17 protein-coding genes are annotated in these 12,652 nt (G+C 24.5%); all 17 read left to right on the top strand.

Annotated elements, in window-relative coordinates; genetic code table 11:
• Window positions 1-712, top strand: a 712-nt coding sequence (locus tag AWT72_RS06305) for a PTS sugar transporter subunit IIA (RefSeq protein WP_156413097.1), incomplete at its 5' end; no start/stop codon positions are given.
• Window positions 706-1,155, top strand: a complete 450-nt coding sequence (locus AWT72_RS06300) for a PTS sugar transporter subunit IIA (protein ID WP_067142494.1) — start codon at window positions 706-708, stop codon at window positions 1,153-1,155. The genes AWT72_RS06305 and AWT72_RS06300, both read left to right, overlap by 7 nt.
• A 1-nt stretch (window position 1,156) precedes the next feature.
• A complete protein-coding gene (locus AWT72_RS06295; RefSeq protein ID WP_067142491.1) occupies window positions 1,157-1,429 on the top strand; it encodes a PTS sugar transporter subunit IIB in 273 nt (90 codons plus the stop codon).
• A 12-nt stretch (window positions 1,430-1,441) separates the two neighbouring features.
• On the top strand, window positions 1,442-2,695 hold the full coding sequence (gene ulaA, locus AWT72_RS06290) for a PTS ascorbate transporter subunit IIC (protein ID WP_067142488.1): 1,254 nt from the start codon (window positions 1,442-1,444) through the stop codon (window positions 2,693-2,695).
• On the top strand, window positions 2,696-3,433 hold the full coding sequence (locus AWT72_RS06285; RefSeq protein WP_067142485.1) for an SIS domain-containing protein: 738 nt from the start codon (window positions 2,696-2,698) through the stop codon (window positions 3,431-3,433).
• 56 nt (window positions 3,434-3,489) lie between these two features.
• Window positions 3,490-4,482 (top strand): glutamine--fructose-6-phosphate aminotransferase, encoded by a 993-nt coding sequence (locus AWT72_RS06280; protein WP_067142482.1) that lies wholly within the window; start codon window positions 3,490-3,492, stop codon window positions 4,480-4,482.
• Between the two features lie 8 nt (window positions 4,483-4,490).
• A complete protein-coding gene (locus tag AWT72_RS06275) occupies window positions 4,491-4,880 on the top strand; it encodes a PTS sugar transporter subunit IIA (RefSeq protein ID WP_067142479.1) in 390 nt (129 codons plus the stop codon).
• A gap of 13 nt (window positions 4,881-4,893) precedes the next feature.
• Entirely contained in the window at window positions 4,894-5,352 is a 459-nt protein-coding gene (locus AWT72_RS06270) for a PTS sugar transporter subunit IIB (RefSeq protein ID WP_067142476.1), read from the top strand.
• Between the two features lie 52 nt (window positions 5,353-5,404).
• Window positions 5,405-6,181 carry a PTS mannose/fructose/sorbose/N-acetylgalactosamine transporter subunit IIC gene (locus tag AWT72_RS06265; protein WP_067142473.1) on the top strand — a complete coding sequence of 259 codons (777 nt, stop codon included), beginning with the start codon at window positions 5,405-5,407 and terminating at the stop codon, window positions 6,179-6,181.
• Window positions 6,171-6,992 carry a PTS system mannose/fructose/sorbose family transporter subunit IID gene (locus tag AWT72_RS06260; RefSeq protein WP_197035136.1) on the top strand — a complete coding sequence of 274 codons (822 nt, stop codon included), beginning with the start codon at window positions 6,171-6,173 and terminating at the stop codon, window positions 6,990-6,992. Before AWT72_RS06265 ends, AWT72_RS06260 begins: the two co-directional genes overlap by 11 nt.
• Before the next feature lie 60 nt (window positions 6,993-7,052).
• Entirely contained in the window at window positions 7,053-7,451 is a 399-nt protein-coding gene (locus AWT72_RS06255) for a putative heavy metal-binding protein (RefSeq protein ID WP_331279628.1), read from the top strand.
• A gap of 65 nt (window positions 7,452-7,516) precedes the next feature.
• Window positions 7,517-8,053 (top strand): hypothetical protein, encoded by a 537-nt coding sequence (locus AWT72_RS06250; RefSeq protein WP_067142467.1) that lies wholly within the window; start codon window positions 7,517-7,519, stop codon window positions 8,051-8,053.
• A gap of 411 nt (window positions 8,054-8,464) precedes the next feature.
• Window positions 8,465-9,238 carry a lipoate--protein ligase family protein gene (locus AWT72_RS06245; protein ID WP_156285763.1) on the top strand — a complete coding sequence of 258 codons (774 nt, stop codon included), beginning with the start codon at window positions 8,465-8,467 and terminating at the stop codon, window positions 9,236-9,238.
• The gene (locus AWT72_RS06240) at window positions 9,216-10,427 is read left to right on the top strand and encodes an NADH-dependent flavin oxidoreductase (protein ID WP_197407623.1); all 1,212 of its coding nucleotides are present in this window, start codon (window positions 9,216-9,218) and stop codon (window positions 10,425-10,427) included. The genes AWT72_RS06245 and AWT72_RS06240 overlap by 23 nt, the downstream gene beginning before the upstream one ends.
• Window positions 10,424-11,404, top strand: a complete 981-nt coding sequence (locus tag AWT72_RS06235) for an MsnO8 family LLM class oxidoreductase (RefSeq protein ID WP_067142463.1) — start codon at window positions 10,424-10,426, stop codon at window positions 11,402-11,404. The genes AWT72_RS06240 and AWT72_RS06235 overlap by 4 nt, the downstream gene beginning before the upstream one ends.
• Before the next feature lie 19 nt (window positions 11,405-11,423).
• Window positions 11,424-11,756 carry a glycine cleavage system H family protein gene (locus AWT72_RS06230; RefSeq protein ID WP_067142461.1) on the top strand — a complete coding sequence of 111 codons (333 nt, stop codon included), beginning with the start codon at window positions 11,424-11,426 and terminating at the stop codon, window positions 11,754-11,756.
• Window positions 11,749-12,552, top strand: a complete 804-nt coding sequence (locus AWT72_RS06225; RefSeq protein WP_067142459.1) for a protein-ADP-ribose hydrolase — start codon at window positions 11,749-11,751, stop codon at window positions 12,550-12,552. The genes AWT72_RS06230 and AWT72_RS06225 overlap by 8 nt, the downstream gene beginning before the upstream one ends.
• Window positions 12,553-12,652 lie beyond the last annotated feature (100 nt).

Below are 12,652 nucleotides of genomic sequence, written 5' to 3'. Positions count from 1 at the left end.
AAAAAATAGATATTTGTTAGAAAACATTGAAATTGTATCATTAGCAAATCTTGATAATATAGATTATAAAAATAATGATTTAATAATTTCAACTATAAATTTAAGAAATATAGTTGTAAATAAAAAATTTAATTTTATAAATATATCACCAATATTTACACTTGAAGAACAAAAAAAATTAGATAAATTTTTAGTTCCAAAAGGATCAAATATATATTTTGATAAATTATCGGAATATATAGATGAAAATACAATAAATGAAAAAGAAAATTTTTATATTGATAAAAAAAATATAATATACATTAATAAAAAATTTAAAAAATGGGAAGAAATTATAGATTACGGTGTTGAAATTATGAAAAATTTAGGTTACGTTAGTGAATTTTATAAAGAAGATATAAAATCAAAAATATATAAATATGGTTCATATATTGTAGTTGATGATTACATAGCTATTCCACATGGTAATTATGAAAAAAATGTTTACAAAAATGGCTGCTTAATTATTTATCTTAAACATAGCATTATTTTCCCTAATAATAAAGAAGTTAAATTTTTAGTTTTTTTATCTTTTTTAGATAAAAAAGTTTTAGAAAAAGGAATGATTGAAATTTACAATATATTGAAAAGAATAAAAAAAGATACAAATTTAAAAAATATACAAAATAAGAAAGAGTTATTAAATATTATAAAAGGAGCTAATTTATGTTAAAGGATTTATTAACAGAAGATAGGATAAATGTTATTGATGCTTGTGATAAATGGGAAGATGCAATTAAAATTGCAACATTACCATTGGTTAATTCTGGAAAAGTATCTAATGATTATATTAATGAAATTGTGCAAAATATTTATAAATATGGAACTTATATAATATTAGCAGATGGTTTTGCATTACCACATGGATCACCAGGTAAAAATGTAAATGAAACCTCATTAAGTTTACTACATATAAAAAAGAGTGTAAAACTTATAAATGAAAATGTTAATACTTTTTTAGTTTTAGCAACAAAGGATTCAACTTCTCATATAGATATTTTAAAAGAATTATCTGAAATACTTTTAAAAAAAGAAAGTTTTAATATTTTAGTATCAGGTGAAAAAAAAGAAATTTTAGAATTATTAAACAATAACAATAAAAAGGAGGAGAATTAATTTGAAAATATTAGCTGTATGTGGTTTTGGGTGTGGATCAAGTATGATTTTAAAATTATCACTTGAAAAAGTTTTAAGTGATTTAAATATAAAAGCAGAAGTAGAAAATACGGATTTGATAGGTGCAAGAACAATTGATTGTAATATGATTTTTACTAGCGAGGAATTTAAACAAGAATTAGATAAGGAAGTAGATGTTCCTATATATACGGTAGTAAGGTATATGGATGTTGAAGAAATTAAATCTAAAATGAAGGAAATTTTAAATATATAATAGGAGGTTTTTATGGATTTTATAAGTTCTAATATTTTACGTAATCCGCCAATTCTAATGGCAATAATTTCAATGATAGGATTAGCTATTCAAAAAAAGAATTTTTCGGATATTATTAAAGGATCTTTATTAGCAGCTTTTGCTATGATTATAATTGATGCAGGAGTTAAATTATTAATAGGAACAATAATCCCTATTAATAATGCCTTTTCTTCAATAACAGGAGGTGCAGTTGGCGAAGGATTAAATGCTGTTACATTTACTTCGAAATTTGGAGGTATGATAGGATTGGTAATGTTTATAGGATTATTTATACACTTATTAATAGCAAGATTTACTCCAATTAAAACGATATTTTTAACAGGTCATATGCTTTGGTGGTTTCCATTTATATTTGTTGCAGCAGGAGTTGAAGGTGGATTAGATGGAGTATATTTGATAGTGTTTGCTTCAGTATTATCTGCATTATATTGGTCTATAATGCCTTGGTTATTAAAATCTTATGTTTTTAAGGTTACAAATGATAATTCATTTACTATTGGTCACCCAACTGGAATATTGTCCATTATTGCAGGATTTATTGCTTCTAAAACAGGTGATACTGCTAAATCAACTGAAAGTTTGAAATTCTCATCTAAATTATCATTTTTAAGAGAAATTTCAATAACAGGTTCTATTGTAATGATGATTATATGGTTGATAATTGGGGGACTAATACCAATATTAATTAATGAAAATGAAAATTTATTTATGACTTCATTAAAATCTGGAATAACATTTGGTGCGGGATTAATAGTATTATTGTATGGTGTTCGTATGTTAATTAATCAAATAATACCAGCATTTAAAGGTATATCTGAAAAAATTGTTCCAAATGCATTACCAGCTTTTGATTGTCCAATATTATTTAATTATAAACCTAATGCAGTATTGATAGGATTTATAGTAGCTATGATATTATCAACAATAATGATTATAATAGTTAATATTAGTGGTATATTTAAATTTTTATTATTACCATTAGTTATTACTTCATTTTTTGAGTGTGGCTGTGCAGCAGTTATTGCGGAAGGGCAAGGTGGAATTCGTGGTTGTATAATAGGAACTTCTGTTGTTGCGATTATAATGGTTTTATTTTTAGCTATTTCAATATATGTTTATTCTAACACTATACAAAATTGGATGTTAATCTTTGGTGGTAATGATTTCTCCGTTTTTGGAGTAATTGCAAAATATATAGCACAACTTTTAAAAATGGTGATATAAATGTTTGAATATTTTGAAAAAATAAAAAAAATATTAAATGAAGTAGAAAAATATGAAAAATATAATATAGAAAAAGTTGTTAATGAGATAATAAAAGCAATAAAATTAAAAAAATCAATATATATTTTTGGAGCAAGTCATGCTGGTATTTTGACACAAGAAATGTTTTATAGAGCAGGAGGTTTAATGCTTATAAACCCTATATTTAGTGAAGAAATTTCACTGAATGTAAATCCTATAACGCATACTTCTAAAATGGAAAGATTAAAGGGTTATGGAATTTTAATAGGTGAAAGATACAATTTTAAAAAAGGAGATATTTTGATTTTGCATTCAGTTTCTGGAAGAAATAATGTAACTATTGAACTAGCAAAATATGCAAAAGATAAAGGTTTATTTACAATAGGAATAACTAATTTAAAATATTCTAAAAAAGTTCAATCAAGAGATAGTGATGGTAAAAAATTATATCAAATAGTTGATATGGTTATTGATAATCATGGTGAATTAGGAGATGCTTGCTTAAAAATTGAAAGGATAGAACAAAAAGTTTCACCAACATCAACTGTAATAGGAGCTTCTATAATGAATGAAATAGTATATAGAGTATCACAAAAAATTGTAGAAGAAGGAAATAATAACCCACCAATTTTTTATAGTGCCAATATAGATGATGGAGATATTCAAAATAAAAAATTATATGATATTTATAAAGATCTTATTCATTATAAATTTTAATATAATAAAAAAAATTATGTTATGAGATATTAAATAAAAAAGAAAGGCTATTAAATATGGAATTGCTAGATTGTATAAAAGATACAGAAAGTAGAGTAAAATATATAGTTAGTAATATAGATAATTTAATTATAAAAATAAAAGAATTACCTGAAAATAAAAAAATTATTTTAGTGGGTTCTGGAAGTTCATTAAATGCAATAAATTTAATTGTTAAAAAATTATCGCTTGAAGATAAGGTTTTAACATATAATGTTAATGACTTTATATATACTAGAATAAATAAAAAAAATTATATAATTTTATTTGTTTCGCAAAGCGGGAGAACTAAAAGTATTAATAATTATATATTAGAGAATAAAGAAAATTTTATTGTATCATTAACTTATAACGAAAATACACCAATAGCTAAGAATTCTGATATTCATTTTGAAATTGGTTGTGGTGATGAAAAATATATATATAGAACAGTTGGATTTACATGTTCTTGTATTAGTTTATTTATAATTTTATCAATATATTATAAAATTATTAATTTAAAATTTATAAAATCAGAGTTATCTAAGTTAGAACAATCAATTCCAGATCTTATAAATTATTCTATAAAAATTAAAGATTATTTTTTTAATAAAATAAAAAATAAAAATATGCTTATAGTAGCAGGAGAAAATACATTTAAAGAATTAGCACAAGAAGTAAGTATAAAATTTAATGAAATGCTGCCTATATATACTAATGCTTTTGAATTAGAAGAATTAATACACGGACCACAAAATGCTTTTAAGGATGATATGTTAGTGATTTTGATGTATAAAAATGGTGATAATTTAGAAAAATATAATAGTATATATGATTTTATATATAATGAAATTTCGCCTGAAAGTATATATGGAATTAACGAATTAAAAACAAAAACTAGTTTATTTTTAGAATTAGAATATTGTATAGTATTTCAAGTGTTTGCATATTATTCAGCCAAATTAAAAAATAGAGATTTAGATTTACCTATATATAAAACATTAAATAAATACTTTGATAAGCAAGTTTAGGAGGAATTATGAAAAAATTAATAGCAACACATGGGAAAATGTCTGAGGGCCTTAAATCTTCTTTGGAATTAATTTTAGGACCTATAAATGACATAGAGATAATAACTGCATATATAGATGGAATTAAAATAGAAGAAGAATTTGAAAAATGGTTATCAAAGTTAAGAAAAAATGAAAAAAGTGTGGTATTTACAGATATAGAAGGTGGAAGTGTAAATCAATATATTCTATCTAAAAAAACTGAAAATATTATATTAATTACAGGAGTTAATTTGCCATTGTTATTGGAATTTTGTTCAGATGAAGAGATTGATTTTGAAGAACTAATAACTAATTCAAAAAAAGAAATAAAAAAAATAGAGGAAGTAAAAAAGTATGTGGATGATTTTGATTTTTAAAGGAGGTAAATGAATGATACAATTAGTAAGAATAGATGACAGATTATTACATGGTCAAGTAGCTTATAGTTGGAGATCTAAACTTAATTATGATGCAATAATTATCGCAAATGATAAAGTTAGTTTGGATGAATTTAGGAAAGCAGCTATAAAAATGTGTTGTCCTGAAAATGTTAAACTGGCAATCAGGAGTTTAGATGATGCTATAGAATTATTGAAAAATGAAAAATTAAAAACAATGAATGTATTTGTGATATTAGAAAATATAAAAGATTCAATAAAATTATATGAAAATATAGATGAAAATCCCATTTTAAATATAGGGGGCCTATGTAATAAAGATGAAAGTAAATTAATAAGTAAGGGCACATATATTACCATGGAAGAAGAAAAAATATTAGGAATTTTAAAAGGTAAAAATGTAAAAATAGAGTTTCAATTAGTTCCTAATGATGATAAAAAATATTTTTAAATAATATTTAATATATAAGTTTTGGAAATATTTTATAGACTAAGGAGGTTTTATGCAAGTAGCGATCAGTATAGGATTATTATTAGCAATTTTATGGTTTTTAGAAAAAATGTTAGGAACACCTATGATTATTCGTCCAATAATTGTATCTAGTTTAGTAGGAATTATTCTTAATGATGTACAATCAGGTATTTTGATGGGAGTAACGTTAGAATTAGTATTTATAGGTGCAATACAAATAGGAGCATCGGTTCCGCCAGATGTTTTAGTAGGCGCAGGATTAGGAACGGCATTTGCTATATTAAGTGGGAAAGGAGCTGAAATAGCATTAGCATTGGCATTACCAATAGCCATATTAGCGCAAAGTATTAAAATAGTAATATTTATTTATAGAAGTTCTTTTATGAGCAAGGCTAAGAAAATGGCAGAATCTGGGAATATTAAAGGATTATATTTATTGAATTTATATGGTTTAATTATTCAATGTTTAATGTATTTTTTTGTCGCTTTTTTTGCAATATTATTTGGAAGTGAAGTAGTAGCAGAATTTATAAAAGTCATTCCTCAACCACTTTTAAGAGGATTAGGGGTAGCTGCTAAAATTATTCCAGCAGTTGGATTTGCATTATTATTACAACCAATGTTAAGAAAAGGAAATGTTATGTATTTCTTATTAGGATTTGCTTTGGTTGCTTATTTAAACATACCTATTTTAGGAATCACATTATTTGGATTAATACTTTCATATATAACTGTGTTTGATAGAGAAATTATAATATCAGAAGAATCAAAAGTACAAAGTAAGGGAGATGATTTATTTGATAATTAATAATAAAAATTTATCCGTTGAAGATAAAAAAATGTTAAATAAAATATTTTTAAATTCATTTTTACTAGAAGCATCATATAATTATGAAGGACAACAGGGACTAGGGTATCTTTTAGGTATTATGCCTGCAATAAATAGATTTTATAAAACAGAAAAAGAACGAAAAGAAGCATATAAAAGACACCTAGAAATATTTAATACAACTCCACAAATAGCAACATTAATATTTGGAGTTACTGCTGCTCTTGAAAAAGAGGCAAGTGAAAATAAAGAATTTGATAAATCTTCAATTAATAGTGTTAAAATAGGATTAATGGGACCTTTTGCAGGTATAGGAGACTCATTTTTTTGGGGAACTCTTAGAATTATAGCAACAGGAATAGGTTTATCATTGGCAGCGCAAGGTACAATACTTGGCCCAATATTATTTTTATTAATATTTAATATTCCACATATATTAATTAGATATTTTGGGACATTTATAGGTTATAAGTTTGGACAAAACATTGTTACTAATGCCAAAGGAAATAATGTATTATCAAAAATTTCAAAATCAGCCAATATTGTTGGACTTATGGTTATTGGTGGAATGACATCATTAATGGTTAAATTATCAACTATATTTAGTATAAGTTTAGGTGATAAAACATTTGAAATACAATCTTATATAGATCAAATATTTCCATTATTATTACCACTATTATATACATTATTTATGGTGAAATTATTAAAAAATAATTATAAAGCATCAACAATATTATTTTTTACAATAGCATTTGGAATAATAGGAGCTTATTTAAATATATTTTAATAAAGATAAAAAACATATTAAGTGAATATAAGAAGTATATAGAAAATTTAAATGTTGTAGGTGTTTGAAATACAAAATGCAAAAACTTCTAATGAAGTTTTAAAACTGATAATTAAATATACAAAAATAGGCATAGTTATGATAATTACAACTACTAATAATATTGAAGGACATAAAATAGTAAAATATCATGGTATAATTTTTGGTGAAGTAATAACAGGAGTAAACTTTATCAAGGATATTGGAGCAGGATTAAGAGATTTTTTTGGTGGACGTTCTAAAGGTTATGAGGATGAACTTTTAACTGCAAGAAGTCAAGCATTACAAGAATTAGAAGAAAGAGCTAAAGCAGTTGGTGCTAATGCAATAATTGGTGTTAAGATGGATTATGAAATGTTAGGAGTATCTAACAATATGATGATGGTAACTTGTTCAGGAACAGCAGTAGTTATAGAATAGTAAATAGTGTGAAAAGTTGATATTTTATTCGATAAAGGATATAATAAAAAAAATAGGAGGTAGACATGAAAAAAATATTATTAATGTTAACTATTATAATATCAACATTTTCAATGGCTAAAGGAAAAACAACAATAGGTGCTGGATTAGGATATACAGGGCTCATAAATAGTGGTAAAGGTTATGTAAATTTGAATGCTAATCATCTTGTGCCAGTATATAGTAAAAATAAATTTTCTATATTACTTGGAGGAGGTTTAGATTTAAGTATGAATTTCCCTACTATTGATAATGTACATAAAAATTATGTGTTTAATGTAGATATTTTTCCGTATGTTACAGCACAACTTGGTTATGAAGTTGCATCAGAAACTAGACTAAGACTTGGTGGAAAAGCAGGAATTGGACCAAAAATAAGATTTGGTAAAATTGGAAATAATAAACTTTTTGAACATGATGGTATAATACCGGTAGGAGGAGTACTTGGTGTTGATTATAAACATGTTTCATTTGATTTAGAAGGAAAAGCATTAATTTACTTCTTAAAACCAGATCCTGTAAGAACATTTAGTATAGGTCTTAATGTGGGATATACATTTTAATAAAAAATAGATAAAACAAAGTCTAAATCTTTAAAATTAAAAGATTTTAGATTTTGTTTTTTTTTTTTACAATATATGAGTTATGATAGGTTAAATTAAAATGATTGTGAAAGAATACGGTATTCAAAATCCAGATAAAATAATACTACTTATTGTTGGAATTATAGAGAAATTGCTAAATTACAATATAAATTTTTAAAAGACAGTATTCGTTATACAAAATTTAATATTTGTGTAGTTGCAGGGGGTAAAGAATTAAAGAAAATAATTGAATCATCTAGAAAAAAAATAAAAGTATTTCAAATAGTAAATTATTTATATTAAAAATAATCTTAATATAGTTTTATTATTTGCTAAATAAATTTAAAAGTGATAAAATTTAAGTATAAAAAATTAATATTAGGGGGTAAAATGATTGAATTAAAAGATTTAACAAAATTACCTTTATATGTTTATGAAAGAGAAATTGTAAATAATGAAGAAAGTTATATACCTTTTGAATTAACAAAACAATTTTTATTAGATATAAGTCATAAAGAAAATTATCTTTTATTATATATTTGGCCAATGCAAAAAACAGTTATTTTAGGCATGATAGATAAAAATTTACCATATTTTGAAGAAGCCAAGAGTGAAATAAGAAAATATGATTATGAACCTGTTGTTAGGAATATAGGGGGATTAGCTGTAGTAGCCGATGAAGGTATTTTAAATTTTTCTCTATTTATACCAGATATATTTGATGAAAAAATATCTATAACAAATGCATATTTAATAATTGTGGATTTAATAAACTTAAGTTTATCTGATTTTAATAAAAAAATTTTCGTTGGTGAAATAAAGAAATCTTACTGCCCTGGAAATTATGATCTCAGTATTGATGGTAAAAAATTTGCAGGAATTGCACAAAAAAGAGTAAAAAAAGGAATAGTAGTTTCAATATATATAAGTGTTTATGGGAACCAGAAACAAAGAGGAGAAATAATTTATAACTTCTATAAAAAAGGATTAGCTCATGAAAAAAATGATATGTACCCAAGTATAGATATAGATTGTATGGATACACTTTCTAATTTATTAGGTTTTAATTTTACGATAATTAATTTGTTAGATAGAATAACTAATGTTTTAAGTGAAATAGGGTTTAAAATTAAAAAAATAGATGGATGTGATATTAATGAATGAAGACATTTTATTCAACTCATTGAAATTACCTAATGGAGTAGTTTTAGAAAATAGATTTGTATTATCCCCAATGGTAACAAATTCGTCAACAAAAAAAGGATTTGTAACAGAAGAGGATTTAAAATACGCTAAAAGAAGAGCAAAATCTGCTCCAATGCAAATAACTGGTGCAGCATATGTAGATGAATATGGACAATTATTTGAATTTGGATTTAGTGCAGCAAAAGATGAAGATATAGAAGGATTAAAAAAATTAGCTAATGTAATGAAATCTGAAAATGGGTTAGCAATTTTACAACTAACACATGCTGGTCGTTTTTCAAGTCATACTCTAGCAAAACATGGATTTGTATATGGGCCTAGTGAAATGAAATTAAATTTCCCTATTAATCATGAAGTAAAAAAATTAACAGTCAAGCAAATAGAAAATTTAGTAAAAGCATATGAAAATGCAACAATAAGAGCAATAAAAGCAGGATTTGATGGTATTGAAATATCATCAGCTCAACGTTTATTAATACAAACATTTTTTTCTAAATTTTCAAATGAGAGATTAGATGAATATGGTTGTAAAACCTTAAAGAGTAGATCTAAATTTGCTTTAGATATTTTAAAAGCTGTACAAAAAGTCATTAATGAAAATGCCCCTAAAAATTTTATTTTTGGATTTAGAGCAACACCTGAAGAAACTCGTGGAAATCAAATTGGATATTCAATAGATGAATTTATGGAATTTTTAAGATTGGTCGTAAAAGATATAAATTTAGATTATTTAGCAATTGCTAGCTGGGGACATGATGTTTTTAGAAATAAGGTTAGGTCAAGTGGTAAATATTATGGTCAGTTAATAAATAAAGTTATAAAAGAAAATTTTAAAAATATTCCTGTTATGGCAAATGGTGGTATTAATACTTATGATAAAATCAAAGAAGCTTTAAATTATGTTGATTTAGTTGGGCTTTCAACACCATTGGTAGTAGATCCTGAGTTTTTACAAAAAATAAAAGAAGGAAGAACTCAAGATATTAATTTTAAAATTACTTTTTCAGATTTAGAAAGTTTAGCCATTCCAAAAGCGTCATTTAAAGATATTGTTCCATTAATGGACTATGGAGAATCAATTCCAAAAGAAACAAGAGAACTTTTTAGAAAATTATCTATAAATTATATAAAAGGGGAGGATCTGTGAAATTAGGAGTGCTAGATTATGGTCTTGTAGATTATAAAAAGAATTCACAAATAGCTTTAAAAGAAACTGTTTTATTAGCAAAGGAAGCGGAAAAATTAGGTTATTCTAGTTTTTGGGTAGCAGAACACCATAATATTTCAGCATTTTCTACAACTGCTCCAGAAATTATAATTATTCATTTATTGAATCAAACTAAAAATATAAAAATATGTTCTGGTGGAATTATGCCACTACATTATAGTGAATATAAAATTAGTGAAATAATGAATACTATTGAAGCTATATACCCAAATAGAGTTAATTTTGGGTTAGGTAGTACATTAGGTACAACTGTGCTAAATAGAGCAATGAGAAGTATACATCAAAAATTAGATTATGAAAAAGTTTTAAAAAAAATAATTAGTTATTCAAAACAAAATGAAAACATAAAAGTTTACCCAAAAATAGAATCAAATTTAGGCATATTTTTGTTAAGTAATAGTATAAATACTGCAAAAATAGCAGGAGAATTAGGTTTAGGGTATATTTTCGGAGTATTTCCTTATATGGAAAAAGATATGTACAAAGAGTCTAAGATTGTACATGAAACATATATTAAAAATTTTAAAAAATCAGATAGTTTATTAAAACCCCATTTTATTATAGCCTGCTTTGTAGTTATAGCAGAAACAGAAAAAATAGCAGAAGATTTTGCAAAATGCCTTGATATATGGATGTTGGGTAAAGATAATTTTAATGAATTTAAAACTTATCCAACAGTAAAAGAAGCTAAAAAATATGTTTTAACTGATAAAGAGAAAGAAATAATAATTTCTAATCGTCAGAGAGTAATAATTGGTGATAAAAAACAAGTAAAAGAAAAATTAGATGAATTTATTAATATTAGTAATGCTGATGAAGTTTTAGTGATACCTTTAATACCAGGTATAGAAAATAGGTGTAAAGCTTTAAAATTATTAGCAGAGATATATATTTGAAAGAAAGGGGTTATTTATTATGAGAAAAATTTCAAATTTTCTATTAATAGAAAAAGAAAATGAATTGTACACAATAAGAATGACTGCAGAATTACAAGATGATGTTGGAACAATAGGATTTATTGAATTTACAGATGAGAAAGAATTAAAAGTAGATGATGTAATCTTAAATTTGGAAGCATCTAAAACAGTTATGTCAATTTTATCTCCATTATCAGGGACGATAGTAGAAAAAAATGAATCTGCAACTTTAAAACCAACGTTGTTGAATTCTGAAAAAAAAGAAGAAAATTGGATTGTTAAATTAACTAATGTAGATTTTAAAGAATTTGAAGCTTTAGAAGATGAGTAATATTTTTAGTTTATTAAAGGAAATGATATTATACTTAACTAAGGAAATAGATAAGAATAGTAAAATTGATATTCCTGAAACATTAGAAGATGGAATAATATTATGGAGAGAGTTAATTAATAAAAGAGAAGTAAGACCAATATCTAAAGAGTATTTATCATTAGAAAATGAATTTTTAAAAAAATATCATTTAAAGAATAATAAAGTTAGTATTAAAGATTGTAAACAAACTAAAAATGAATATATATTTACTTATCATGGAAGTATTATAAATCTTAAAGTAGATGCTATAGTAAATGCTGCTAACAGTGAAATGATTGGTTGTAATATACCTAATCATAAGTGTATAGATAATATAATTCATACTTTTGCAGGATATAGTCTTAAGTTAAAATGTCATGAATTGATGATAAAACAAGGGCATAAAGAGCCTATAGGAAAAGCTAAATTAACACGGGGGTATAATTTGCCTGCAAAATATATTATTCATACAGTTGGTCCAAATATAAGCGAAAATAAAAAAATATCAAATATAAAAAAAGAATTATTAAGGCAGTCATATTATTCTTGTCTTAAATTAGCAAAGGAAAATAATATTAAAACTTTAGCTTTTTGTTGTATATCAACTGGTGAATTTGGATTTGATAAAAAAAATGCAGCTATAATTGCCGTGAAAACAGTAAATGATTGGTTAGAAAAAGAAAATTATCCATTGGTAGTTATTTTTAATACATTCACAGATGAAGATAAAAGAATATATGCTGATATATTTAAAGAGGAGAATTTTAATGAATAAATGGAAAGTTTTGACGGATACAAATTTATCTCAATCACAAAAATTAGTTCAATTATTTAAAGAATCAGATGCAATAGTAATAGGTATTGGTGCTGGTATG

The sequence above is a fragment of the Oceanivirga salmonicida genome, from assembly GCF_001517915.1.
GTDB classification, from domain to species: Bacteria; Fusobacteriota; Fusobacteriia; order Fusobacteriales; family Leptotrichiaceae; genus Oceanivirga; species Oceanivirga salmonicida.
The sequence above is the reverse complement of the archived record's forward strand: the minus strand, read 5'-3'. Positions and strand labels throughout refer to the sequence as shown.